Consider the following 22953-nt stretch of genomic DNA (forward strand, 5'->3'; position numbering starts at 1 on the left):
TGTCCGTTCGCCAACCCTCGGGGTGCTTAAAATGGGACAGCAATACTGTCCTATCAAAAGCGCGCCAAAATGCCAGACTTCGCCCGGCGGTGCAAGCGTTCCCGCAGGCGCCGGCATTATGTTTGTTTCGGGCGACCCGTGGCAATCGTCGTTACTGCGATAGGCGCGCCCCGCCCACGCAACAATCTTTCGTCTCACGCACCTGCGTGTCGGCGAGCCCTTGCTGATCCCGCCCCTCGCATAGCATAGGACGACTATGATCTTCACCAGCGACAATTGGGCCGGCGCCTCCGACCGCGTGGTGGCGGCGCTCACCGACGCGGCTTCCGGCGATTTGCCGGCCTATGGCGGCGATTCGCTCACCCGCGAGGCCGAAAGGCTGTTTGCCGAGGTTTTCGAGCGCGAGGTCTTCGTCTTCTTCGTCGCGACCGGCACGGCCGCGAATTCGCTGGCGCTGGCGCAGGTCGGCATGGCGGGCGGCGTGGTGTTCTGTCATCGCGGCGCACATATCTTCGTCGACGAGGGCGGCGCGCCGGAATTTCTCGCCGGCTGCCGACTGCATCCGATCGATGGCGAGGGCGGCAAGCTGAAGCCGGATGCGCTGGCCGCGGCGATCGGCCGCTATCCGGCGACGGCCATCCATCACGGACGGCCCATGGGGGTTTCGATCAGCCAGCTGACGGAAGCGGGCACGGCCTATTCCCCGGCGGAAATCGCCGCGCTCGCGACGATCGCGCGTGAGGCGGGGGTGGCGCTGCATATGGACGGATCGCGCTTCGCCAATGCGCTGGCCGGATCCGGAACGAGCGCGGCCGATCTCACCTGGCGAGCCGGGGTCGACATGCTCTCCTTCGGCGGCACCAAGAATGGCTGCTTCGCCGCCGAGGGGGTCGTGTTCTTCGATGCGGCGCTGGCGGATGGCTTCGCCTTTCAACGCAAACGCGCCGGCCATCTCTTTTCCAAGAGCCGTTTCGTCTCGGCCCAGTTCGCGGCCTATCTGACGGATGGGCATTGGCTGGAACTGGCTAAGCACGCCAATGCCATGGCGGCGCGCCTTGCCGCTGGCATCGAAGGCTCAAGCCAGGCGCGGCTGGCGTTGCGTCCGGACGGCAACGAGGTTTTTGCCGTCCTTCCCCTCGATATGGACCTTCGGCTGAAGGCGGCGGGTGCTCTCTATTATGAATGGCCGGCGGAGACGCTTTCGCTGGCGCCGATAGACGGCACCGTGCTGGTCCGCCTTGCAACGAATTTCCGCACGCGCGCCGAGGACGTCGATCAGTTCCTCGCTGTGCTCAGCGAATAGGCAGTCAGGCCGAACCGCCCGGCCGACACGCCGAATGCGCAGACGAAATCGCCCGGCGACGCTGCTGCGCGGCCGGGCGATTTGAAAATTCGCAGTCAGACGTTTCAGGCGGCCGCAGCGACCAGCTTCTTGGCGATCTGGCGCTTCAAGAGCTGCGCCTTCGCCGAAAGCTCGCTGGCGTCGGCCTTGGCGAGGAAGGCGTCGAGGCCGCCGCGATGCTCGACCGAGCGCAGGCCATAGGCCGAAACGCGCAGCTTGTAGCTCTGGCCAAGCGCGTCGCTGATCAGCGTCACGTTGACGAGATTCGGCAGGTAGCGCCGACGGCTCTTGTTGTTGGCATGGCTGACGGTGTTGCCGGTCATCACCGCCTTGCCGGTCAGCTCGCAGACACGCGACATGGCAAAAGTCCTTCTGTTCCGCCGCGCTCGGTCGGCATCCGACATCGGTACGGCGGGGGCATGGAAAAGTGGGCCTTCTCTTAGTCACCGAAGACACCGCCGTCAAGCCGAAGCGGAGCGAAGCGTCTCATCCGTGGCGGGCGGGGCTCGAAACGCCGCCGCGATCACGGTAGCAATCCGGTGCCCCATGCGCCGGGGGCCCCCGGATACGCCCTTCGGTCGCCCCGTGCTAAACTCGGCGCGTTGAAGGGTAACACTTTAGTCAGAACCCCGCGTCATTATGGTTAACAAATGACGACGCCCTCTGTACCCCTGCGACGGAAGAGGCCGATGACCGGATCTCTGTTTTTCTCCCTGCGGCGTGCCGCCACGCTGACATCCGCTTTTCTCGCCATGGCTATCATGGCGGGCGAGCCGGCGCTTGCCGGCCCGGCCGCGACGCGGAACGGCTCGCTTGAGGCGAGCTATACGATGCTGCTGAACGGCGTCACCATCGGACGTTTCAACCTCGATGCGACGCTGGATCGATCGAGCTACACCATGACCATCCGTGGCAAAACGGCGGGTGTCAGCGCGGTGGTTTCCGATGGAACGGGACTGCTGAAGAGCAGCGGACAGATTGCCGGATCCAAGGTGTTGCCGGGCGACTACTATCTCGACACCACCGAGAACGGCCGCATGAGCAGCAATGTCTCCATGCGGATGAAGCTGGGGACGATCGTCACCGTCGCCGCGCTCCCGCCGCTGCCGATCAAGGCCGACCGCGTGCCGCTTCTGGCCGCGCACAAGCACAATATCGTCGACCCGCTGAGTGCGATGATGGTGCCGCTGTCGCGCCAGAACATGGGCGCGGTCTGCAACCGCTCGATCCCCGTCTTCGATGGCTGGCAGCGTTTCGACGTCAAGCTCTTCTACAAGTCTACGGCGCAAGTGCAGGGCGAGGGCGGTTCCTATTCCGGCCAGGTCGTCGTCTGCGGCGCGCGCTATGTGCCGGTTGCCGGCCATCGCCCTTCGCGCGAGGCCGTGCAGTTTATGGAAAACAACAAACAGCTCGAAGTCTGGTTCGCCCCCGTTGGCGACCTCGGTATCATGATGCCCTATCGCATGCAGATCGGCACCGAAATCGGCGTGCTCACGATCCATGCCTCGCGCTTCGTCGGCCAATCCGCCAGCGTGCGCGCCTCGCTGGAATAAGTCTCGTCGCCGAGGTTGATGCTGGCGGCGGGCTGCTGAACCCGCGTTCCGATTGAGAGCCTCCCAAATCGCTTCGACTTTCCCCCCACGCGGGGAGAGTGCGGAGCGTTATGCGTTTTTCGGCTTCGCGGCACATCGATGGACACTGATCTCCCCGGATGCCGGACGGGCGCGAAAGCGCGTTTCGGTGCGGGGCTCCGCGCGCCACGCTTCAATCCCGATCTGCTACATTTCACCGAGCCAAAGCCTAACGCTCCGACAAACCGCTGAGCGGCGGGGCCTGCATGCGGCGTGATAAGGAGCGCGGGTCTTGCGGCTCGGCGAGCATTGGACGCAAGCCGTAGCGTGTACGAACCAGGAACGTTGGCATTCGTCTGATTCGTCGCCGATTCGTTCCGCGTTCGGCCCGTTCCTTAAGCCTGGTACAGAAAACTCGAACGATCCGATTTACCCAATGTTTACTGTGTTCCTGCGCGTCCGTCCCATGGGAGGCGTTAACGGTTGCGCGACAATGGGCGCCCGCGGGAAGGATCCATGCGAGCCTCTGGTGCATATTCGCTGCAACGACCCCATATATCGCCGTGAACAGAACGCGGACTCGCTCGAGTCAGCGATTCGGGCCTTGTTTGTTCCGGACTCGTTCCGGTTGTTAAGGAGGGGCGTCGGAATGCAGCATGACCCTTCCTTCCTGTGCCGGCATGGTACAGAACGCAGAGCGGATCGGGCCCGAGCGAGCTGTCTTCCCTGATGAACGAATTTTCGAAGCGCCCGCGCGGTCCCGCCGACGGACACAAGGTGTTCGCGGTGCTGGGGCCGACCAATACCGGCAAGACGCATTATGCGATCGAGCGCATGCTCGCGCATTCGAGCGGCATCATCGGGCTGCCGCTGCGCCTGCTGGCGCGCGAGGTCTATGGACGGGTCGCGGCCCGCGTGGGAACGGATGCGGTCGCGCTGATCACGGGCGAGGAAAAGATCGTCCCGCCGCATCCGCGCTTCCGCGTCTGCACGGTGGAAGCGCTGCCCTCCGAGACCGATGCTTCCTTCCTGGCCATCGACGAAGTCCAGCTCGCCGGGGATTTCGAGCGCGGGCATGTCTTCACCGACCGCATCCTCAATCTGCGTGGACGTGACGAGACGCTTTTCCTCGGCGCAGGTACGATGCGCGGCATCCTCGAGAAGCTTCTGCCCGGCATCACCATCGTAACGCGGCCGCGCATGTCGATGCTGACCTATGCCGGCTCGAAAAAGATCACGCGCCTGCCGCGCCGTTCGGCGATCGTCGCTTTTTCGTCCGACGAGGTCTATGCGGTTGCCGAACTCATCCGCCGCCAGCGCGGCGGCGCGGCGGTTGTGCTGGGCTCGCTCAGCCCCCGCACGCGCAACGCCCAGGTCGAACTGTTCCAGTCGGGGGATGTTGATTTCCTGGTCGCTACCGACGCGATCGGCATGGGGCTCAATCTCGATGTCGACCATGTCGCCTTCGCGCAGGAGCGCAAATTCGACGGATTTCAGTACCGCCGCCTGACGGCGCCGGAACTCGGCCAGATTGCCGGACGCGCCGGCCGGCATACCCGCGACGGCACGTTCGGGGTCACCGGTCAGGTCGATCCCTTCGAGGACGATCTCGTCGATGCGCTGGAGAATCACCAGTTCGGACCAGTGCGCACGCTGCAATGGCGCAACCGTGCGCTCGATTTCCGCACGCTGGATGCGCTGCGCCTGTCGCTTGACCGCCCCCCCGGCGTGGACGGCCTCAGCAAGGCTCCGCCCTCGGTGGATGTGAACGTCCTGGAAATCCTGAAACGCAATATCGAGACGCGGGAACTCGCCAAAGGCATCGACCGGGTGCAGCTTCTCTGGGACATTTGCCAGATTCCCGATTATCGTCGCATCGCGCCGGCCAGTCATGCCGAACTGGTTGGCGAGATCTTCTCCTTCGTCGTGCGGCAGGGAGCGGTGCCCGACGACTGGTTTGCACGGCAAGTGGCCTTCGCTGATCGCACAGATGGTGATATTGACACGCTCGCAAACCGGATCGCTCACATCCGAACCTGGACCTTTGCGGCCAACCGGCCGAATTGGTTGTCCGATCCCCGCCATTGGCAGGAGCGGACGCGCGCGATAGAGGATCGGCTGTCCGATGCGCTCCACGAAAGGCTGACCCAGCGTTTCGTGGACCGGCGGACTAGTGTGCTGATGAAGCGGCTCAGAGAAAACGCGATGCTCGAAGCAGATATCACGACCTCCGGCGATGTGCTGGTCGAGGGACAGCATGTCGGAAGCCTGCAGGGGTTCCGCTTCACGCCCGATCCCAAGGCCGATGGGCCGGACGCCAAGGCGATCGCCGCCGTGGCCCATAAGGCGTTGGCTGGCGAGATCGAACGGCGGGCCGAGAAGATCGGCCGTGCGCCCAATCCCGAACTCGTCCTTGCGGCTGACGGGACGATGCGCTGGCTCGGTGCTCCGGTCGCGCGCATCGTCTCGACCGAGGAAAGGCTGAAGCCTCGGCTGATCCTGCTCGCTGACGACAGCCTCACGGGGCCGTCGCGTGAACGGGTGCAGGACCGGGTCGACCTCTGGCTGAAGAGCCATATCGAGACCTTGCTGAAGCCGCTCTTCGATCTTCTGTCCGCACCCGAGCTCACCGCCGAAGCGCGCGGCATCGCCTTCCGCCTCGCCGAAGGGCAGGGCGTGCTCGACCGCTCGGAGCTTGCGGCGGAGTTGAAGGCGCTCGATCAGGAGTCGCGCGCCGGCCTCCGCAAGCTGGGCGTCCGGTTCGGCGCTTATCATCTCTATGTCCCCGCGCTGCTGAAGCCGGCGCCGAGCGCGCTCAACGCCCTGCTTTATGCGCTGAAGCATGGCGGGCTCGACATGCCCGGCCTTGCCGAGCTGCCGCTGCTCTCGGCGAGCGGACGCACGACGATCTTGGTCGATCCGACCTTCGCCAAGCCGCTTTACCGTGTCGTCGGCTATCGCATCGCGGGCAATCGCGCCGTGCGCCTCGACATATTGGAGCGGCTCGCCGACATCATCCGCCCGCTCATCGCCTGGAAGCCCACCTCCGACAATCTGGTCCCGCCGGAGGGCGCGGTCGATGGCAACGGCTTCACCGTGACGGTGTCGATGACGTCGCTGCTCGGCTGCTCGGGCGAGGATTTCGCTGGCGTGCTGAAGTCGCTCGGCTATCGTCTTGACCGCCGGCCCGCGCCGCCGAAGCCGGTTGCCGCCGTCGCTCCGGCCGCCGAGGCTATCGTCGTCGATCCGGTTGCCGCCGAGAGCGATGTTGCGGAAGCCGAGGGTGCGGAGCCAGTCGTCGTTTCCGAGGCGATGGTCGAGGCGCCCCTCACAGAGGTCGAAATTGCCGATTCGCCGGCGCAGCCGGATGTAGAGACCGCGGCGACCGAACCGGCAGCGGAGGCAGTCGCCGATGCGGCAGATGCCGGGCTGGAGGGTTCGGAGCCCGAGGCCCTAGAGTCCGATGCTTTGGAAGCGGAGGCCACCGAACCGGACGCCGCCGAGCCGGAAGCGACCGTTGCCGCCGAGGCGGGTGTTGAGGCTGGGTCCGACGACAGCGCCGTGCCGGCCGTTCCTGCCGAGCCGGAAATGATCGATGTCTGGCGGCCCGGCCGTCCCGACCGTCGTCCGCGCGAGCGGCATGAGCGTCCGGATCGCGGCGATCGCCATCATGGCAACCGTCCGCGCCAGGGCGCGGCGCCGGAAGCGGCAGCGGCCGGCGAGGCCGTCGCTGCGCCGCGTGAGGAGAACCGTCGCCCCGGCCGCCCGCATCGCGATGGCGAGCGACAGGAAAAGCGCGGGCTGCGTCCCGATCGTCCGCATGGCGGCGGTCGCTCCGGTGGTGAGCGCCATGATGATCGTCCTCGTGGCGATCGGAACGGTGAACGCTCCGGCGAGCGTGGTGCCGATGCCCGCAAGGGCGCGCCGCCGCCGCGTCGCGATGAGCCGCCGCGGCGTGAGCGTCCGATCGATCCGACTTCGCCTTTCGCGGCGCTCGCAGCGCTGAAGGCGGATCTCGAAGCCAAGAAGCGGGGCGGCTGACAGCGACGCCGCGCCGTATCGGGAAAGCGAGCATGAGCGAACCGGGCCGCCAGCGCATCGACAAATGGCTCTGGTTCGCGCGCTTCGCCAAGACCCGCACGGCGGCGCAGCGGCTGGTCGAGGATGGGCGCGTGCGCGTCAATCGCGACAAGATCGACGCGGCGAGCCGGCAGGTGAAGCCCGGCGACGTGCTCACCCTGAGGCTGGAGCGGCAGATCAAGGTGCTGAAGGTGCTGGATCCGGGGACGCGGCGCGGTCCCGCTCCGGAGGCTCAGGCCCTCTATGAGGACATGACACCGCCCGTCGAGCCGGGCTCGGAGGGCGGTGTTCCGGCCGGCTTTCCGCTCAGCGGCGGCCCGCGTCCGACCAAGCGCGATCGGCGTGAAATCGACGCCTTTCGTGCCGTGTCGTCGCTACGCGAAACAGCTTTTCGCGATGACGAGGAAGATTGAACGGCGATGTCGGACAGGTCGTCGCGGGCGAACTTCGAATCCTTGCGCGCCACGGCCAAACCGTTTACCCCATCGCACGGCCCGGGAACCTGCAATCCCCGCTCCAGGAGGCTGATTTGCCCTATGTCGTGACCGATAACTGCATCCGCTGCAAGTATACGGATTGCGTGGAAGTATGTCCGGTGGACTGCTTCTATGAGGGCGACAACATGCTCGTCATTCATCCCGACGAGTGCATCGACTGCGGCGTCTGCGAGCCCGAATGCCCAGCCGAAGCCATCAAGCCGGATACCGAGCCGGGGCTCGAGAAATGGCTGAAGCTCAACGCCGAATATTCCGAGAAGTGGCCCAACATCACCGTCCGCAAGGAGCCGCCTGCCGATGCGGCCGAGTTCGACGGCGTCGCCAACAAACTCGAGACGCTCTTTTCGGAAAAGCCGGGCGAAGGCGACTGATCAACGCTTCCGGCAGACCGCATATGGACGTGCCGCCACGCGCGGCTGCGGTAAGACTTTGATTTTTGGGTATTTTGTGATATATACCGAACACAGTCGGTAAAAGCTCTACGGCATCGCCGCACCGTGTTGGTGTTTGGTTCGTGATCAGCCCCCTTTTTTCAGACGATTGACGTGTCGGTGCAACCCTCGGGTTCGCCGTCGTCCTGCGTTTGATTGATTTTCGGCAGATCATCCCCATCTCTGCGGGCTGCAGCGGTCTTCCCATCGGCTGAAGTTGCAAATGCGCGGGCCGGCCGGTTCGCCGCCGGGGTTTTTTGCCTCGGCATCGGCCAGGAACGCGAAAGCGATGCTTTGGACGGGTTTTTACCGAATTCCGGCCTCCGGCTTGGCGACCGGGACCGTAACCGCAAGGGAGTCTATACGCGTATGGCCGTAATCAAGAAGACCACCCATCGTTCCGATTTCAAGACCGGCGAAAGAATCGTCTATCCGGCGCATGGCGTCGGCGAGATTGTCGGTCTCGAGGAACAGGAAGTGGCCGGCATCAAGCTCGAACTCTTCGTCATCGCGTTCGAAAAGGACAAGATGAAGCTTCGCGTTCCTGTCGCGAAAGCAAATGCCGTCGGCATGCGCAAGCTTTCGGATGAGACGATCGTGAAGAAGGCGCTGGAGACGATCCGTGGCCGCGCGCGCGTCAAGCGCACCATGTGGAGCCGCCGCGCCCAGGAATATGAGGCGAAGATCAATTCGGGCGATCTGATCGCGATCTCCGAAGTTGTTCGTGACCTCTTCCGTTCGGATTCGCAACCCGAGCAGTCCTATTCCGAGCGCCAGCTTTACGAGGCGGCACTCGACCGCATGTCGCGTGAGATCGCTGCAGTCAGCGAGATCTCGGAAACCGAGGCCATTCGCCAGATCGAGCAGAACCTCGCCAAGAGCCCCCGCCGTGGCGCCAAGGGCGAGGAAGAGTCGGTCGCTGTCGTCGAGGGCGAGACCGCCGAGGACGACGAGACGCATGACGAGGCAGCCTAGCCTCTCCTGTGCAATTTTGACGCAGCCCCTCCTGCTGCGCCCATAGTGATCAACGCCCGGACCTCTGGTTCGGGCGTTTTGCTGTCGCCGTCACCCTGAACGGCGGTCCCGACGATGTGCATGGTGAAACCCATCTTTTCCGTCGATGAGCTTCATTCACAATTCGCTCGCCTTACTATCACGGCAATTTGTGTCCCGTTTCTGAAACGGAAGCATAGGCTCGTTCGTATCCGGGGCGTCTAGATCGCATCGACGAACGGGGAGTGGCCATCATGGGTACAGCGGCAATATCGGGACGCAGCTTCGTCAGAACGGCGATGCAGGCGCCTTATCTGGAACGGGACGAGGAGAAGGATCTCGCGACGCGCTGGCGCGCCGAGCGTGACTCCGGGGCGCTGCATCAGCTCGCGGCGTCGCATATGCGGCTGGTGATCGCCATGGCGGCACGCTTTCGCCATTACGGCTTGCCAATGCCCGACCTGATCCAGGAAGGCAATGTCGGGCTGCTCGAAGCCGCCGCGCGGTTCGAGCCGGAGCGTGACATCCGCTTTTCGACCTACGCGACCTGGTGGATCCGCGCATCGATCCAGGACTACATCTTGCGCAACTGGTCGATCGTGCGTGGCGGCACGAGTTCGACGCAGAAGGCGCTGTTCTTCAATTTGCGCCGGCTGCGCGCCAAGCTCTCCCGCAATGGCGAGGGATTGGGAACGCGCCAACTCTACCAGCAGATCGCGGTGACCATCGGTGTCAGCACGGATGATGTTGCCTTCATGGATGCGCGGCTCTCCGGATCAGATCTTTCGCTGAACGCGCCGGTGCAGGACGGCGAGTCGAGTTCGTCCGACCGGCAGGATTTCCTGGTCGACAATGGGCCGCTCCAGGACGAGATCGTCAGCGACGAGATCGATACGGCGCGCTGGTCGGGCTGGCTGCGGGAGGCCATGGCGACGCTGTCGCCGCGCGAGGCTCGCATTCTCAAGGAACGGCGGCTGCAGGACGAGGGCGCGACGCTGGAGGCGCTCGGCGAGCAGCTTGGCATCTCCAAGGAGCGGGTGCGCCAGATCGAGAACCGGGCGATGGAGAAGCTCAAGGTCGCGCTGATGCGCGATCATCCCGAGCAGCGCCCGAACGCTTGAGCCGCAGCCCGAGGGCAGTCCCAGCTTCCGCGTTTCTGCGAAACGCGGAAGCTCTTGGCAGTATTACGCAGTCCAGACTTCGGCGCGGGCCTCGCCGGTGCCGAGTTCGGCGAGGAATTCCTCGATCACGGTCACGACCAGCTTGTGATCCTCGGCCTGCGGCAGTCCGGAGACGGTGGCGGTACCGACGACGCCGACCCCGCGGACGATGATCGGGAAGGCTCCGCCATGGGCGCGGAAGTCGCGTCCATCCACCAACTGGCTCGTGGCAAAGTCGACGCCGCGGACGCGGGCGCGTTGGCCGACATAGAAGGACGAATGGCCGAAGCGCCGTACCACGGCGTTCTTGCCGGCCACCCAGAACTCATTGTCAGCCGAGGTACCGGCGAGCGCGGCGTAGAAAAGGCGCTGTTCGCCGCGCGAGACATCGACGGCGACGGCGAGCCCGTCCTGGCGCGCCCGCGCGATGATCTTCGTCCCGAGCGCGATCGCCATGTCATTGTCGAAGCGGTCGAAGACGAACCGCTTTTCCTGGTCGAGCAAGTCCTGCAGCAAGGCTTCGTCGTCGCTCATCGCATCCCCCAATCGGATTGCCGGATCGCTACGCGCCTCAGGCCCATTCGATCACGATGTCCTGCGCACCCTGCCACAGCGTCATCTTGCCGAGCGCCGCCAGATTCTCGCGGCCTTCGGTGATCGTAATGAAATGGTTCCCGGCGAGCTGGCCGACCTTGGAGGCGAAATCGACGCCACCATAGGCGAGCAGGATCTCCGTCTCGCTGATGCCGCCCGGATAGAGAATGAACTCGCCGGGGGCCGGGTGGCTGGTGTGGTTCTCATAAGACAGGCCGAGATCGAGCTCGCCCAGCGGGATCCAGCAGCCTTCGCCGCTCCACCGCACATGGATCAGCTTCTCCTTGTAGGGCAAAAGCGTCTTGAACTTCGCCACCGTCTTCGGCGCCGCCTCTTCCTCGAACTTGCCGTAGAAGGTGAAAGGGCCGGCGGTGATCTTCAGCTTGCTCATTGCGTGTCGCTTGTCCTGTCGGGCGCGGGGGGATCTCGATATCGGCACATTGTTGGGCCGGCGCTGCGAGGTCAAGGCTCCATCAGGCCCAGATGGCCATTCGCAGGCCGCGTCCGTCACGCTCAGGCTCCTCGGGGAAGGAGCGGGCCTCGCCGGAGCGGATCCGACGGGCGATCCAGGCGCTCGCCGCCGCATCCACCAGATCGTCAGGGGCCGCGCCGCGCGGGATGGCGGCCAGGAACGCGGGATCGAAGCCGCGGGCTTCCAGCAGGCGGCGCCGTTGCTCGACGCCGGGCCAGGACGTTTCGCTCCGTATGGTCTTCGGCAGGCTCATCGGCTGCTCGCCGTTCAGGCGCCAGAAGGCAAGTTCGGGATGGACCTCGAAGACGCGCTGCTCGAGCGCCGGCGTCATCAGGGCGTCGATCTCGCGAATTTTCGGGAAGAGGCCGTAGCATTGGCGGGAAACCTTGCGGGGCGGGCTTGAACTCGCCGCCGCGACCGAGCAGGCCTCGCGGTAGTCGGACGTGAACACCGATGCTCGCGATGGGACCGCGAAGACGGAAGATTGCCGCGCGCCGAGGTGCCTGCGCACCGCCTTCTCCGGGCCGCGTCCGTTCGGGCCAATGAAGTCGGGCAGGCCGATCGGCATATCGACGGCGACGATCTGTGGTCGCAGCCAGTGGTCGAGAATATCGGCGAAGCGCGCCGTGACGAGGACGATCGCCTCCGGCGGGCCAGTCTCGGGCACGATGACGGCGATCCAGCCGCCCTTGCAGCCATCGACGCCGGCCACATGGCCGGTCTCAGCCATGGATCGTCACAGTGCCGCGAGGCGTCACCAGTTCATCCTGCATCGCCGCGAGCGGCAATTCGTCGGTGCCGAGCCTCTGCGCGGCTTCCAGCGCCGCCAGCACGCCACCCGTCGCCAGGCGAAGCGCCTCCCTGTCGCTATTGCCTCCGAGGAGTCGGCCCAGCAGCAGGGCGGCGAAGAGGTCGCCGGCACCTTTCGGGACGGCGCCTTCGATCCGCGCGTGATGGGCGGCGACCAGCGCCTGGTCCGAGATCAGCAGCGTCTCCGTCGCATCGGCCTCGGACGCCGCCGAGGTCACGGCAATCGTGGGACGGTGGAGCGCGCGGGCCGCTTCGATCAGCGCCTCCCGCTGTTCCAGCGATCGTCCGGTCAAAAAGGCGAGCTCCGTCCGGTTCGGCGTCAGGATGTCGGCGCGGGGAGCCAGCTGGTCGCGGATGGCCTCCGCCGTCGCCTGCGGCACATAGAGCGCGCCATTGTCGCCCATCACCGGATCACAAAGGTAGAGGGCGTCGGGCCGTGCGGCCTTGACCGCATCGATCAGCCGCACGAGGGCGGCGGCCTGGCTCGCCGCGCCCAGATATCCGGTCAGGATACCGCCGATCTCGCCGAGGCGGGGCGAGGCGACAAGATCGTCGATCAGCGTCGCGAACGCGGCCTCATCCGGGATGACACGACTGGCGCGGCCCTGGCCGGGATGCCAGGGGAGGGTGACGGTCTGGATCGACCAGACCGGGAAGCCGAGCCGCTCCAAGGCGAAGACGGCGGCGCGGCCACCGACCGAGCCACGGACGACCGTGCTGGTGGCGACGAGGATGGCGGGCTTCGAGGAAAGCGGCATGGTCGGCTCCGGAGGGCGAGGCGAAGCTAGCCGATTCGCATGACATCCGCCGCAGCCCTTATGATCGCAGTTCCCAGATGCCGGAGTATCCCATGAAGTCCGCCATTCCGCGTCGTACTGCGCTCTATGTTCCCGGATCGAACCCGCGCGCGCTGGACAAGGCCACGGGACTCGACGCCGATGTCGTGATCCTCGATCTTGAAGATGCGGTCGCGCCGGAGGCGAAGTCCGAGGCGCGGGCGCGCGTTGCCTCGCGGCTCGGTGAGTGGGTCGGCCAGCCGGGGGCGCCGGAATGGGTGGTGCGGATCAACGGGCTGAGCACGCCTTTCGGCCGCGACGATCTGGCAGCGATCGTCCGCGCAGCGCCCGACGCCATCCTGCTGCCGAAGGTCTCCGTCGCCGCGGATATCGAGCGGCTGCGCGCTTGCATCGTCGATCTGGGCGGCGTCCCCGAGCGGACGCGCCTCTGGGCGATGATCGAGACGCCGCGCGCCGTGCTCGATCCGCTGGCGATCGTGGCGGCCGCCGCCGGCGAACCGCGGCTAGAGGCGCTGGTGCTCGGGCTCAACGATCTGTCGCAGGAGACGGGCACGCGCCAGATCCGGGGCCGGGGGCCGATGCTGCCCTGGATGATGAGCACGCTGGCCGCGGCGCGGGTCGCGGGTCTCGCCATACTCGACGGGGTCTATACGGATCTGGCCGATATGGCCGGCTTTACCGAGGAGTGCGCCATGGCGCGCGATTGCGGCTTTGACGGCAAGACGGTGATCCATCCTTCCCAGATCGCCCCGGCGAATGACGCCTTCTCGCCGACGGCTTCTGAAATTTCTGATGCCCGGCAGATCGTCGATGCCTTCGCGGATCCGGAGAATGCCGGTCGCGGCGTGCTCACGGTGGGTGGCAAGATGGTCGAGAGGCTGCATGGCGAACTCGCCGCGAGGACCCTCTCGTTCGCCGCCGTGATCGATTCGCGGACAAAAGCGCGTCGCAAGTCCTGAGGACCAGCATGCGCAAGATCGAAAGGCAGGATAATTATTGTATCAGCTTATAATGAGGATCGCTATTTTGTGAACGCAGCCATGCGGTTTGGTGAACAGTAGGCACTCAATTCGGAATTTCATTCCTATATATAGCCATTTTTAGGTATAAAGTACTAACTTAACTCATTCTGACGCAATTACCAATCAGTCACATGTTTCAATAGGCGGTGCTTTGACATTTCTGTGAATTGAGCTGGCGGCTGCAGGGTTCCATATCAGCGTCACCGGAGACGGACACTCGGATGCAAAACAATCGGTCCGAGCCGACGTCGTCCCGGTCGCTGAAATCTAGGAGTTGCATTATGCGCAAGCTCATTCTCGCCGCCGCCTCGCTCGCCTTCCTCGCTTCGGGCGCCTCGGCTTTCGCCGCTGACCAGATCGAAGGCACCGTTCAGAAGGCCGACCCGGCCTCCGGCACGCTCGTTCTTCAGTCGGGCCAGAGCTTCCAGTTCGCCAATGGCTCGGTGCTCTACGGCCTGCTTCCCGGTCAGCCGGTCGGCGTGACCTATAATGGCACGCAGGGCGTTGGCGCTTTCAATCCGCATCCGGCCAGCGCCGACAACAGCGACGCCAACTAAGCCGCTGCCATCCGGCGGGCCCTTCAGGCCCGCACCCATGGGACGGCGCGCGGAACCGAACCGTCGATCCGCACGACGTCGTCCCCAAGTCACCTACATTCAAGGAATTCAACTATGCGCAAGCTCATCTTCGCCGCGGCCTCGGTCGCTTTCCTCGCTTCGGGCGTCTCGGCCTTTGCCGCTGACCAGATCGAAGGCACCGTCCAGAAGGCCGACCCGGCCTCCGGCACGCTGGTTCTTCAGTCGGGCCAGAGCTTCCAGTTCGCCAATGGCTCGGTTCTCTATGGCCTGCTTCCGGGCCAGCCCGTCGGCGTATCCTATAACGGTACGCAGGGCGTCGGTGCCTTCAACCCGCATCCGGCCAGCGCCGATAACAGCGACGCTTACTAGCAGCCGCTGACCGGCCGGCAGGTCCGTCCGGGACTTCGTCAAGCGGGACAGGCGCGCGGACACAAACGGTCCCATCCGCGCCGTCCCGGCAGTCACAAGACTTCAAGGAATTTTATCATGCGCAAGCTCATCCTCGCCGCGGCTTCGGTCGCTTTCCTCGCTTCGGGCGTCTCGGCCTTTGCCGCTGACCAGATCGAAGGCACCGTCCAGAAGGCCGACCCGGCCTCCGGCACGCTCGTTCTTCAGTCGGGCCAGAGCTTCCAGTTCGCCAATGGCTCGGTTCTCTATGGCCTGCTTCCGGGTCAGCCCGTCGGCGTGACCTATAATGGCACGCAGGGCGTCGGCGCCTTCAACCCGCATCCGGCCAGCGCTGACAACAGCGACGCCAACTAAGCCACTGCGGATCGGCCGTTTTTTTGAGGCCGATCAACGAAAACGCCGCCCGGATGCCCCGCCGAGCGGCGTTTTTCTGTGTCCGACAGCCGGATGTCGCGACCCCGGATCAGGCCCAGGGACGCGCCGCCGTGGTGGCTTCCTCGAAACGGGCGATTTCCGGCGCCTTGACCATCGTGGTGCCGATATCGTCGAGACCGCTGAGGAGCTTCTCCTTGCGCTCGGAATCGATGTCGAAATGGACCACGCCTCCATCCGGCCCGCGGATTTCCTGCGCCGCCAGATCGACCGTGATGCGCGAATTGGCGCCGCGATCGGCGTCGTCGAACAGATTGTCGAGGTCTTCCTTCGATACGCGGATCGGCAGGATGCCGTTGTTGAAGCAGTTATTATAAAAGATGTCCGCGAAGGACGTGGAGATCACGCAGCGTATGCCGTGGTCCAGCAGCGCCCAGGGCGCATGTTCGCGTGAGGAGCCGCAGCCGAAATTGTCGCCGGCAACGAGAATGGTCGCGTCGCGATAGGCCGGCTTGTTGAGCACAAAATCCGGGTTCTCGCTGCCATCGTCGAGATAGCGCATTTCGGCGAAGAGGCCCTTGCCGAGGCCGGTGCGCTTGATCGTCTTCAGATAGTCCTTCGGGATGATCATGTCCGTGTCGATATTGATCAGGGGCAACGGCGCCGCGATCCCGGTCATTGTCGTAAACTTTTCCATGAAACTTGCCTCTTCAGCTGGCGGGCCGGACGCCGATTGATGCGCCGAAACCCGGTATCGTTCAATGATCCCGCGCGTTGCGGTCCGCGCGGTCAGTCCGTGGCTTCTTCGATGGCTTCCATGTCGTCGTCGGAGAGGCCGAAATGGTGGCCGATTTCGTGGATCAGCACATGGCTGATCACCGCGTCGAGCGTTTCGTCGTGTTCGGCCCAATAGTCCAGGATCGGGCGGCGATAGAGCCAGATCCGGTTCGGCATCGAGCCGGTGTAGCCAACCGCCGAGGCGTGGGCGAGGCCGACGCCGTGGAAGAGGCCCATCAGGTCGAACTCGGATTCGATACCGAGGCTTTCGAGGACTTCCTCGGTCGGGAATTCGTCGACGCGAATCTCGATGTCGCCGATGAGGCGGCGAAATGCCTCCGGCAGCGAGGCGAGCGCTTCGCGGCCGAGCCGCTCGAAATCATCGAGCGAGGGGGCCTTCAGTGAGCGCAGATCGTCGCCCTTCATCCCAGCCTCCGCCTGTCGCTTGAAGTTGAACGGTCGATGAACGTGAACCTCAGGCGGGGTTCATGCGTTGGGTGATCATATGGCTCCCAGACGAAGCCGATTGGCTTCGGCGTGAAAGAAGGAAACGAAACCATGATGAAACCGACCCTCCTTGCTCTCGCCGCCACCCTCGCGATCACTGCAGGCACCTTCGGCGTCACCACCGGAACCGCCTCGGCGCAGCCCTATCATGGCGGCCCCGGCTATAATGGCGGCTGGCACGACGGCCCGCGCGGTCCCGGCTGGCATCATCCGCGCAAGATCTGCAAGCCGATCTTCCGCAAGATCAAGGTCCATGGACCCTATGGCTTCCGCTGGAAGACCGTCGCTGTCGGCGAGCGTTGCTTCGTCGCGCCGCCGCGCCACTGGTAAGCCCACCGGCCGGGTCGGCTTAATGCTGGCCCGGCCGCCGGACTGGGTCAGCGCCAGTCGCGAATGTCGACGAAATGGCCGGCGATCGCCGCCGCCGCCGCCATTTGCGGCGAGACGAGATGGGTGCGGCCCTTGAAGCCCTGCCGGCCCTCGAAATTGCGGTTCGAGGTCGAGGCGCAGCGTTCATGCGGTTTCAGCCGGTCGTCATTCATGGCCAGGCACATCGAGCAGCCCGGCTCGCGCCATTCGAAGCCGGCCGCCTTGAAGATTGCGTCGAGACCTTCGGCTTCTGCCTGTTCCTTCACGAGACCGGAGCCCGGCACCACCATGGCGCTGACGCCCTCGCGCACCCGCTTGTCGCCGATCATGGAGGCAGCCGCGCGCAGATCTTCGATACGGCCATTGGTGCAGGAACCGATGAAGACCCGCTCGATCGGGATATCGACCATGCGGGTTCCCGGCTTCAGGCCCATATAGTCAAGCGCACGCCACTTCGAAGAGCGCTTGTTCTCGTCGGCGATCTCGTCCGGGTTCGGCACGACGCCGGTGATCGAGACGACGTCCTCCGGCGAGGAGCCCCAGGTAACGATGGGGGGCAGCTTGGCCGCGTCGAGGCGGATCTCGGTGTCGAAATGGGCGCCCTCGTCGGAAACGAGCTTCTCCCAATAGCGCAGCGCGGCATCCCAGGTCGCGCCCGTCGGCGCCTTCGGCCGGCCCTTGATATAGGCGAAGGTCTTCTCGTCCGGCGCGATCAGGCCGGCTCTGGCGCCACCCTCGATCGACATGTTGCAGACCGTCATGCGGCCTTCCATGGAAAGGTCGCGGATCGCCTCGCCGGCATATTCCATGACATGGCCGGTGCCGCCGGCCGTGCCGATCTCGCCGATGATGGCGAGGATGATATCCTTGGCGGTGACGCCGTCCGGCCGCTTGCCGTCGACGGTGATCCGCATGTTCTTCGCCTTCTTCTGGATCAGCGTCTGCGTGGCGAGCACATGCTCGACCTCCGAGGTGCCGATGCCATGGGCGAGCGCACCGAAGGCGCCATGCGTCGAGGTATGGCTGTCGCCGCAGACGATCGTCATGCCGGGGAGGGTGAAACCCTGCTCGGGGCCGACGATGTGGACGATGCCTTGGCGGTGATCGAGCTCTGAGTAATATTCGACGCCGAAATCGGCGGCGTTCTCGGCCAAGGTCGCGACCTGCAGCGCCGATTCCGGATTTTCAATGCCGTGCGAGCGATCGGTCGTCGGCACGTTGTGGTCGACCACGGCGAGCGTCTTGCCCGGCTGGTGCACCCTGCGGCCCGCGACGCGGAGGCCCTCGAAGGCCTGCGGGCTGGTCACTTCATGCACGAGATGGCGGTCGACATAGAGGATGGCGGTGCCATCGGGCGTCTGCTCGATGACGTGGTCATCCCAGATCTTGTCGTAGACGGTGCGCGGTTTGGCCGGGTTGGTCATGATGTCATTCCAGAAGATAAGGGAGCGAAAAGGCGGAGTTCGAGGGGCCAGCGCCCCGTCAAAGTCGGCCGGATCCACGATCTTCCGTCGCCTGCAGGCGCGCGAAGAACCGCCACGGCAGGCGCGCATGATCATCCAGCGCCGCGAAGTTGGCGGTGGTCGGACAGATCTCGGCTGGTTGCGCGATCAGCTTCATAACGGTTCTAAATAGCAGTCCGCCAAGCGCAGAACAATGCTCTGCGATCACGCCTCACGCGATCGCGATATCCTCAATCCTTGCGGGTCGCCTGCAGCGACAACGCCAGCGGCATGCGCGGAATACCAGCCGGCAGGGCGAACATGCGCTCGCCCGCATCGATCATCATCGGAAAGAGCTTGAAGGGCAGTTGCTCGTGCTCGCGCAGGAAATCGAGCCGCATGCCAGCCTTGAGCAGCGAGCCGACGACGTCCGAGACGCCGCGCATCCATTCAAAGGTATGGGCGACCTTGAGAGGCGTGTCGTCGCCTGTATAGGTCGTCGGCGCGTCGAAGCGTTCCGGCCGCTCGCGAAGCGAGCGCCAGTCATAATGCGGGCGGATGACGTCGCCGATCTGCTCGTGATTCATGATGCCGGGATGGCTATCGGCGAAATAGAGCCGGCCGCCGGGCTTCAGGACGCCGGCAATGGCGCGGGCCCAGGCGTTGATGTCGTCGAGCCAGGTGATGGTGCCCCAACTGGTGAACACCATGTCGAAGCCGGTGCCGATATGCTCGGGTGCGTCATAGACCTCGCCCTCGACGAAATCGGCCGCGATGCCGGAGCGCTGCGACAATTCCCGTGCATGCTCGATCGCGCGCGGCGAGAAGTCGAGGCCGGTCGCGATGGCGCCGCGGCGGGCAAGGCAGAGCGTGTCGATGCCAATATGGCACTGGAAATGGGCGAGCTTCAGGCCGGAAATGTCGCCGATCTCGCGGCTCTCGATTGGATAGAGAACATCGCTTCCGGCGAGAAAGGCATCGACGGCATAGAAGCCCGTGCGGTCGAGCACGTGGACATCGGCGCGCTCGTTCCAGTTCTCGCGATTGCTTCGCTTGAAGGCGTCCATCGGGTCCCCCAAAGAAAAAGGCGGATCGCAGACCCGCCTTCCATTCGTCGCGAAGTGCCGAAGGCGGATGCCTCAGGCCATGGCCCGCTGGGCTCAGACCTTGGCCTTTTCCTTGCGCGGCTCTGTCTTCTCGACGATGCGGGCGGACTTGCCGCGGCGATCGCGCAGGTAATAGAGCTTGGCGCGACGGACCTTGCCGCGGCGCACGACGTCGATCGAGTCGATCAGCGGCGAGTAGACCGGGAAGACGCGCTCGACGCCCTCGCCATAGGAAATCTTGCGGACGGTGAAATTCTCGTTCAGGCCACCGCCGGAACGGGCGATCACCACGCCCTCATAGGCCTGCACGCGGGTGCGGGTACCTTCGACGACCTTGACGTTCACCTTGACGGTGTCGCCCGGCGCGAAGGCCGGAACGGCGCGAAGGGCGGTAATCTTGTCGATCTGCTCTTTGTTGAGCTGGTCGATGATATTGGTCATGATCTCAAACTCCTGCCGATCGGCGCCTTGCGACGCCAGCGTTTCGGTGCGCTGTTTTCAGTTGTTTCCCGCGATCTGGTGCCGCGTGGTGGCGCGCATATAGAGGATATGCCGCCGAAAGTCCATGGTCCGGGTTCAGGCCGGGGACCAATCCGGCGGGGCGAGCTCGAAATTCTCGAAGCGGAACCCGGGCGCGACCGTGCAGCCGACCAGCGTCCAGTCGCCGAGGCTTTCGGCCGATTGCCAGCGGAACGGCGGCACGACGCCCTGCGGCCGCTCGCCGGCGAAAAGATCGGGTCCGAGGCGGATCGTCTCGATCGGCCCGCCATCCGGCGCGATGTCGAGGCGCAGCGGCGCGCCTGCATAGAAGTGCCAGATTTCGACGGCATCGATCCGATGCCAGTGCGACCGCGTTCCGGCCTTCAGAAGGAAATAGATCGCGGTGGAAGCCGGCCGTCCGGCCTGTGCCCCATCCGCGAAAGTCTGACGATAGAACCCGCCTTCGGGATGTGGTTCGAGGCCGAGCAGGGCGATGATCGCCTCGGCGGTGGGCGTTTCGCTCATCCCTTGAAATTGTCCTTGGCCGTCCGGATCGCGGCGAAGACCTCGGCCGGCGTTCCGTTCGGAAGGTTCATCGACTGGCGCAATTCCGCCGTCGCGGCGCGCAGATAGGGGTTGGTCGCCCGCTCGATCGCGACATTGGTCGGTACCGTCGGCTTGCTCTCGGCCCTGAGCTGGCGGATTACCTCGCCGCGCGCGATCAGAGCCTGGTTGGTCGGATCGACGGTCATCGCGAAGCGCCAGTTCGATTCGGTATATTCGTGACCAACATAGAGCTTCGTGTCGGCAGGCAGCGCGCCGACCTTCTCGACCGAGCGCCACATTTCCTCAAGCGTGCCCTCGAAGACGCGGCCGCAGCCGAGCGCGAACAGCGTGTCGGCGACGAAGGCAACCTCGTCCTGCGGGAAGTAATAGACGATATGGCCGAGCGTATGGCCGGGCGTCTCGAAGATCTCTACAGGGTGACCGGCGAAATCGATGACGTCGCCCTCGCGCACGGTGCGGTCGATGCCGGGGATCTTGTCGGCCTCGCGCGCCGGGCCGGTGATGACCGCGCCGGTCGCGGCCTTCAGCTCCAGATTGCCCTGCACATGATCGACATGGTGATGGGTGGTGAAGATGTCGGTCAGCCGCCAGCCCTTCGCCTGCAGGGCGTCCAGAACTGCCTTGGCGTCCGGCACGTCGATGGAAGCGGTCCTGCCGCTGACCGGATCATGGACCAGCACGCCGTAATTGTCGGACAGGCAGGGGAACAGGAAGATGTCGAGGGCCATGGCCAGCTCCGGCATTGGAATGTCGTTTCGGGAATGTGCGACCGACGCTGGCGCTTCCCGCTGGCGTTTCCTACCATCAGCGGCGACGGATCGACAGGGGAGGCTTCAGCTTTGGAGGAAGGGCATACGATCTCGCCCGACGTGGTGGATCTGCGCAGCTTCTATGCCGAGCGGATCGGCACGGTGGCGCAGGGCCTGATCGCGGCGCGGATCGGCGCGCTGTGGCCGTCGACCAATAGCGACCGCGTCGTCGGCATCGGCTATGCGACGCCGTTCCTCTCTGCCTTTGCGGGAGGGTCCGAGCGCGTCCTCGCCTTCATGCCGGCAGCGCAGGGTGTGATGAACTGGTCCGCGGACGGCGGCAATCTCGCAGCCCTGGTGCATGAGGATACGCTTCCGCTCAGCGACGCTTCGGTCGATCGCATCCTCGCCGTACATTGCCTGGAGACGACGGCGAATGTGCGGGATCTATTGAAAGAGCTCTGGCGCGTCCTGTGCCCTGGCGGCCGGCTGATCATCGTCGTGCCGAACCGGCGCGGCATATGGGCCCGCGTCGAGCGTACTCCCTTCGGCTATGGCCGCCCGTTCAGCCGCAGCCAGATTTCCAGCCTGCTGCGCGAGACCCTGTTCAGCGAGATCGCCTGGTCGGGCGCGCTGTTCGGGCCGCCGCTGAAGAGCCGCCTCTTCCTGCGCAGCGGCCGCAATTGGGACCGGGTCGGCCGCCTGCTTTGGCCGGCTTTTCCCGGTGTCCTCATCGTCGAGGCGACCAAGCTCGTCTATCAGGGGCTGCCGGCGCGCCGCACCAGCCGCAAGGTCGCGCTGAAGCCGGCGCTGATCCCGGCGGGAAGCGGCGCCGGACAATTGCGGCGGACGCGGTGATCCCTACGGGCCCGTGGCGTCGAGGCGGGCGATCTGCTCGCTGGTCAGCGTCAATTCTGCGGCTTTGGCAAAATTCTGCAATTGCGCCACGCTCGTGGCGCTGGCGATCGGAGCCGTGACGCCGGGCCTGGCCATCAACCATGCGAGGGCGATCTCCGTGGCGTTCGCATGATGTGCGGCGGCGACCTCGTCGAGAGTGGCCAGAATCGCGAAGCCTCGATCGTTCATGTAGGACGCTATGCCGCCGCCGCGTGGGCTCTGGCCGAGATCGGCTTCCGATCGGTATTTGCCGGTCAGGAAGCCGGAGGCGAGGCTGTAGTACGTGACGACGCCGATTTCCGCGGAAAGGCAGAGGTCCTGCAGCGTGCCTTCGAAGCCCGAGCGGGCGAAGAGATTATATTCCGGCTGCAGCACGTCGTAGCGCGGCAAGCCGTTGCGCCCGGCGACGTCGAGCGCTTCGGCAAGTTGCGCCGCGTCGAGGTTCGAAGCGCCGATCGACCGGACCTTGCCGGCCGCGATCAGCTTCTCATAGGCGCGGAGCGTTTCCTCATAGGGCGTCGCGGCGTCCGGCCAATGGGAGAAATAGACGTCGATCCGGTCGATGCCGAACCGGGCGAGCGATTCCTCGGCAGCCTGCAGAATCCATCGCTCCGAGAGGCCCTTCTTGCCGGGTTGACCAAGGTCGGAGCCGACTTTGGTCATGACCACAACCTTGTCGCGGATGCCTGGCCTCGCCTTGAGCCAATTGCCGATGATGGTCTCGGATTCACCGCCCTTGTTGCCGGGCGCCCAGGACGAATAGACATCGGCCGTGTCGATCGCATTGAAGCCATGATCGATGAAGGCGTCGAGCAGGCGGAAGGCGGTCGGCTCGTCGGCGGTCCACCCGAAAACATTGGTTCCCAGGACCAGCGGGGCGATGTCGATGCCGGTCCGTCCAAGCGCGCGCTTCTTCACGTGGTCTTCCTCCT

General features: G+C 64.8%; 26 protein-coding genes and 1 pseudogene. 13 read left to right on the forward strand and 14 right to left on the reverse strand.

Translation table 11 applies throughout. From position 1 onward, the window contains the following. Positions 1-256: 256 nt before the first annotated feature. Positions 257-1303, forward strand: a complete 1047-nt coding sequence (locus tag OSH05_RS11830) for a threonine aldolase family protein (protein ID WP_104221592.1) — start codon at positions 257-259, stop codon at positions 1301-1303. Positions 1304-1407: 104 nt separating this feature from the next. On the opposite strand, the gene rpmB is transcribed toward OSH05_RS11830, so the two are convergent. Continuing rightward, positions 1408-1701, reverse strand: a complete 294-nt coding sequence (gene rpmB / locus OSH05_RS11835) for a 50S ribosomal protein L28 (RefSeq protein WP_104221593.1) — start codon at positions 1699-1701, stop codon at positions 1408-1410. A gap of 330 nt (positions 1702-2031) precedes the next feature. Between rpmB and OSH05_RS11840 the strand changes: the two genes are divergently transcribed. From OSH05_RS11840 to OSH05_RS11865, 6 genes are all read left to right on the forward strand, one after another. Further along, entirely contained in the window at positions 2032-2895 is an 864-nt protein-coding gene (locus OSH05_RS11840; protein WP_266352262.1) for a DUF3108 domain-containing protein, read from the forward strand. Positions 2896-3642: 747 nt separating this feature from the next. Further along, positions 3643-6954 (forward strand): DEAD/DEAH box helicase, encoded by a 3312-nt coding sequence (locus OSH05_RS11845; RefSeq protein WP_104221616.1) that lies wholly within the window; start codon positions 3643-3645, stop codon positions 6952-6954. A gap of 32 nt (positions 6955-6986) precedes the next feature. Continuing rightward, entirely contained in the window at positions 6987-7406 is a 420-nt protein-coding gene (locus OSH05_RS11850; RefSeq protein WP_104221615.1) for an RNA-binding S4 domain-containing protein, read from the forward strand. 116 nt (positions 7407-7522) lie between these two features. Beyond that, entirely contained in the window at positions 7523-7861 is a 339-nt protein-coding gene (gene fdxA / locus OSH05_RS11855; RefSeq protein ID WP_104221617.1) for a ferredoxin FdxA, read from the forward strand. 429 nt (positions 7862-8290) lie between these two features. Beyond that, complete coding sequence (locus OSH05_RS11860) at positions 8291-8896, forward strand: CarD family transcriptional regulator (RefSeq protein ID WP_104221614.1); 606 nt, start codon at positions 8291-8293, stop codon at positions 8894-8896. 272 nt (positions 8897-9168) lie between these two features. Continuing rightward, positions 9169-10035 (forward strand): RNA polymerase factor sigma-32, encoded by an 867-nt coding sequence (locus OSH05_RS11865; protein WP_104221613.1) that lies wholly within the window; start codon positions 9169-9171, stop codon positions 10033-10035. Between the two features lie 63 nt (positions 10036-10098). Here OSH05_RS11865 and OSH05_RS11870 read toward each other — a convergent pair whose 3' ends face one another. The 4 genes from OSH05_RS11870 to pdxY all read right to left on the reverse strand — a co-directional run bounded on the left by OSH05_RS11870 (position 10099) and on the right by pdxY (position 12708). Further along, complete coding sequence (locus OSH05_RS11870; RefSeq protein WP_104221612.1) at positions 10099-10608, reverse strand: heme-degrading domain-containing protein; 510 nt, start codon at positions 10606-10608, stop codon at positions 10099-10101. Between the two features lie 37 nt (positions 10609-10645). Then, positions 10646-11059: a DUF3830 family protein gene (locus OSH05_RS11875; RefSeq protein ID WP_104221611.1), complete on the reverse strand. Its 414-nt coding sequence runs from the start codon at positions 11057-11059 to the stop codon at positions 10646-10648. An 82-nt stretch (positions 11060-11141) separates the two neighbouring features. Next, positions 11142-11870, reverse strand: coding sequence for a DUF429 domain-containing protein (locus tag OSH05_RS11880; RefSeq protein WP_104221610.1), 729 nt, complete (start codon positions 11868-11870; stop codon positions 11142-11144). Next, positions 11863-12708, reverse strand: a complete 846-nt coding sequence (gene pdxY / locus OSH05_RS11885) for a pyridoxal kinase (protein ID WP_104221609.1) — start codon at positions 12706-12708, stop codon at positions 11863-11865. The genes OSH05_RS11880 and pdxY overlap by 8 nt, the downstream gene beginning before the upstream one ends. A 92-nt stretch (positions 12709-12800) precedes the next feature. On the opposite strand from pdxY, the gene OSH05_RS11890 reads away from it, so the two are divergent. The 4 genes from OSH05_RS11890 to OSH05_RS11905 all read left to right on the forward strand — a co-directional run bounded on the left by OSH05_RS11890 (position 12801) and on the right by OSH05_RS11905 (position 15109). Then, complete coding sequence (locus OSH05_RS11890; RefSeq protein WP_104221608.1) at positions 12801-13706, forward strand: HpcH/HpaI aldolase/citrate lyase family protein; 906 nt, start codon at positions 12801-12803, stop codon at positions 13704-13706. 344 nt (positions 13707-14050) lie between these two features. Continuing rightward, positions 14051-14326 (forward strand): hypothetical protein, encoded by a 276-nt coding sequence (locus OSH05_RS11895; protein ID WP_266352266.1) that lies wholly within the window; start codon positions 14051-14053, stop codon positions 14324-14326. Positions 14327-14440: 114 nt separating this feature from the next. After that, positions 14441-14716 carry a DUF2147 domain-containing protein gene (locus OSH05_RS11900; protein ID WP_266352268.1) on the forward strand — a complete coding sequence of 92 codons (276 nt, stop codon included), beginning with the start codon at positions 14441-14443 and terminating at the stop codon, positions 14714-14716. 117 nt (positions 14717-14833) lie between these two features. Next, complete coding sequence (locus OSH05_RS11905) at positions 14834-15109, forward strand: hypothetical protein (protein ID WP_266352271.1); 276 nt, start codon at positions 14834-14836, stop codon at positions 15107-15109. 109 nt (positions 15110-15218) lie between these two features. Here the strand turns inward: OSH05_RS11905 and leuD are convergent, their stop codons facing one another. Next, on the reverse strand, positions 15219-15824 hold the full coding sequence (gene leuD / locus OSH05_RS11910) for a 3-isopropylmalate dehydratase small subunit (RefSeq protein WP_104221484.1): 606 nt from the start codon (positions 15822-15824) through the stop codon (positions 15219-15221). A gap of 92 nt (positions 15825-15916) precedes the next feature. Then, positions 15917-16330 (reverse strand): metallopeptidase family protein, encoded by a 414-nt coding sequence (locus OSH05_RS11915; RefSeq protein ID WP_104221483.1) that lies wholly within the window; start codon positions 16328-16330, stop codon positions 15917-15919. A 132-nt stretch (positions 16331-16462) separates the two neighbouring features. Between OSH05_RS11915 and OSH05_RS11920 the strand changes: the two genes are divergently transcribed. Then, complete coding sequence (locus OSH05_RS11920) at positions 16463-16741, forward strand: hypothetical protein (RefSeq protein ID WP_104221482.1); 279 nt, start codon at positions 16463-16465, stop codon at positions 16739-16741. A gap of 47 nt (positions 16742-16788) precedes the next feature. Here the strand turns inward: OSH05_RS11920 and leuC are convergent, their stop codons facing one another. The 6 genes and pseudogenes from leuC to gloB all read right to left on the reverse strand — a co-directional run bounded on the left by leuC (position 16789) and on the right by gloB (position 21103). Beyond that, positions 16789-18204, reverse strand: coding sequence for a 3-isopropylmalate dehydratase large subunit (leuC, locus tag OSH05_RS11925; protein ID WP_104221481.1), 1416 nt, complete (start codon positions 18202-18204; stop codon positions 16789-16791). A gap of 58 nt (positions 18205-18262) precedes the next feature. Continuing rightward, on the reverse strand, positions 18263-18400 hold the full coding sequence (locus tag OSH05_RS11930; protein WP_165801746.1) for a hypothetical protein: 138 nt from the start codon (positions 18398-18400) through the stop codon (positions 18263-18265). A 73-nt stretch (positions 18401-18473) separates the two neighbouring features. Continuing rightward, positions 18474-19289 carry a class I SAM-dependent methyltransferase gene (locus OSH05_RS11935; RefSeq protein ID WP_104221480.1) on the reverse strand — a complete coding sequence of 272 codons (816 nt, stop codon included), beginning with the start codon at positions 19287-19289 and terminating at the stop codon, positions 18474-18476. Positions 19290-19394: 105 nt separating this feature from the next. Continuing rightward, positions 19395-19769: pseudogene (gene rplS / locus OSH05_RS11940) on the reverse strand (50S ribosomal protein L19); the annotation flags it as partial. Between the two features lie 135 nt (positions 19770-19904). Next, positions 19905-20333 carry a cupin domain-containing protein gene (locus OSH05_RS11945; RefSeq protein ID WP_104221478.1) on the reverse strand — a complete coding sequence of 143 codons (429 nt, stop codon included), beginning with the start codon at positions 20331-20333 and terminating at the stop codon, positions 19905-19907. After that, entirely contained in the window at positions 20330-21103 is a 774-nt protein-coding gene (gene gloB, locus OSH05_RS11950) for a hydroxyacylglutathione hydrolase (protein ID WP_104221485.1), read from the reverse strand. Before gloB ends, OSH05_RS11945 begins: the two co-directional genes overlap by 4 nt. 111 nt (positions 21104-21214) lie before the next feature. On the opposite strand from gloB, the gene OSH05_RS11955 reads away from it, so the two are divergent. Beyond that, on the forward strand, positions 21215-21982 hold the full coding sequence (locus OSH05_RS11955) for a class I SAM-dependent methyltransferase (protein WP_266352275.1): 768 nt from the start codon (positions 21215-21217) through the stop codon (positions 21980-21982). 3 nt (positions 21983-21985) lie between these two features. Here the strand turns inward: OSH05_RS11955 and OSH05_RS11960 are convergent, their stop codons facing one another. After that, complete coding sequence (locus OSH05_RS11960; RefSeq protein ID WP_104221476.1) at positions 21986-22939, reverse strand: aldo/keto reductase; 954 nt, start codon at positions 22937-22939, stop codon at positions 21986-21988. Positions 22940-22953: the final 14 nt, after the last annotated feature.

This window comes from Kaistia algarum (genome assembly GCF_026343945.1).
Taxonomy (GTDB): Bacteria; Pseudomonadota; Alphaproteobacteria; order Rhizobiales; family Kaistiaceae; genus Kaistia; species Kaistia algarum.

What these genes read in the sequence shown, in the direction of transcription:
- OSH05_RS11930 (WP_165801746.1), bottom strand. Translation starts at nt 18,400, where the DNA reads ATGAAGCTGATCGCGCAACCAGCCGAGATCTGTCCGACCACCGCCAAC.
- OSH05_RS11875 (WP_104221611.1), bottom strand. Translation starts at nt 11,059, where the DNA reads ATGAGCAAGCTGAAGATCACCGCCGGCCCTTTCACCTTCTACGGCAAG.
- leuC (WP_104221481.1), bottom strand. Translation starts at nt 18,204, where the DNA reads ATGACCAACCCGGCCAAACCGCGCACCGTCTACGACAAGATCTGGGAT.
- OSH05_RS11870 (WP_104221612.1), bottom strand. Translation starts at nt 10,608, where the DNA reads ATGAGCGACGACGAAGCCTTGCTGCAGGACTTGCTCGACCAGGAAAAG.
- OSH05_RS11860 (WP_104221614.1), top strand. Translation starts at nt 8,291, where the DNA reads ATGGCCGTAATCAAGAAGACCACCCATCGTTCCGATTTCAAGACCGGC.
- rpmB (WP_104221593.1), bottom strand. Translation starts at nt 1,701, where the DNA reads ATGTCGCGTGTCTGCGAGCTGACCGGCAAGGCGGTGATGACCGGCAAC.
- OSH05_RS11905 (WP_266352271.1), top strand. Translation starts at nt 14,834, where the DNA reads ATGCGCAAGCTCATCCTCGCCGCGGCTTCGGTCGCTTTCCTCGCTTCG.
- OSH05_RS11895 (WP_266352266.1), top strand. Translation starts at nt 14,051, where the DNA reads ATGCGCAAGCTCATTCTCGCCGCCGCCTCGCTCGCCTTCCTCGCTTCG.
- OSH05_RS11920 (WP_104221482.1), top strand. Translation starts at nt 16,463, where the DNA reads ATGATGAAACCGACCCTCCTTGCTCTCGCCGCCACCCTCGCGATCACT.
- OSH05_RS11850 (WP_104221615.1), top strand. Translation starts at nt 6,987, where the DNA reads ATGAGCGAACCGGGCCGCCAGCGCATCGACAAATGGCTCTGGTTCGCG.
- gloB (WP_104221485.1), bottom strand. Translation starts at nt 21,103, where the DNA reads ATGGCCCTCGACATCTTCCTGTTCCCCTGCCTGTCCGACAATTACGGC.
- OSH05_RS11890 (WP_104221608.1), top strand. Translation starts at nt 12,801, where the DNA reads ATGAAGTCCGCCATTCCGCGTCGTACTGCGCTCTATGTTCCCGGATCG.
- OSH05_RS11840 (WP_266352262.1), top strand. Translation starts at nt 2,032, where the DNA reads ATGACCGGATCTCTGTTTTTCTCCCTGCGGCGTGCCGCCACGCTGACA.
- OSH05_RS11900 (WP_266352268.1), top strand. Translation starts at nt 14,441, where the DNA reads ATGCGCAAGCTCATCTTCGCCGCGGCCTCGGTCGCTTTCCTCGCTTCG.
- OSH05_RS11830 (WP_104221592.1), top strand. Translation starts at nt 257, where the DNA reads ATGATCTTCACCAGCGACAATTGGGCCGGCGCCTCCGACCGCGTGGTG.
- OSH05_RS11865 (WP_104221613.1), top strand. Translation starts at nt 9,169, where the DNA reads ATGGGTACAGCGGCAATATCGGGACGCAGCTTCGTCAGAACGGCGATG.
- pdxY (WP_104221609.1), bottom strand. Translation starts at nt 12,708, where the DNA reads ATGCCGCTTTCCTCGAAGCCCGCCATCCTCGTCGCCACCAGCACGGTC.
- leuD (WP_104221484.1), bottom strand. Translation starts at nt 15,824, where the DNA reads ATGGAAAAGTTTACGACAATGACCGGGATCGCGGCGCCGTTGCCCCTG.
- OSH05_RS11945 (WP_104221478.1), bottom strand. Translation starts at nt 20,333, where the DNA reads ATGAGCGAAACGCCCACCGCCGAGGCGATCATCGCCCTGCTCGGCCTC.
- OSH05_RS11880 (WP_104221610.1), bottom strand. Translation starts at nt 11,870, where the DNA reads ATGGCTGAGACCGGCCATGTGGCCGGCGTCGATGGCTGCAAGGGCGGC.
- OSH05_RS11935 (WP_104221480.1), bottom strand. Translation starts at nt 19,289, where the DNA reads ATGGACGCCTTCAAGCGAAGCAATCGCGAGAACTGGAACGAGCGCGCC.
- OSH05_RS11915 (WP_104221483.1), bottom strand. Translation starts at nt 16,330, where the DNA reads ATGAAGGGCGACGATCTGCGCTCACTGAAGGCCCCCTCGCTCGATGAT.
- OSH05_RS11845 (WP_104221616.1), top strand. Translation starts at nt 3,643, where the DNA reads ATGAACGAATTTTCGAAGCGCCCGCGCGGTCCCGCCGACGGACACAAG.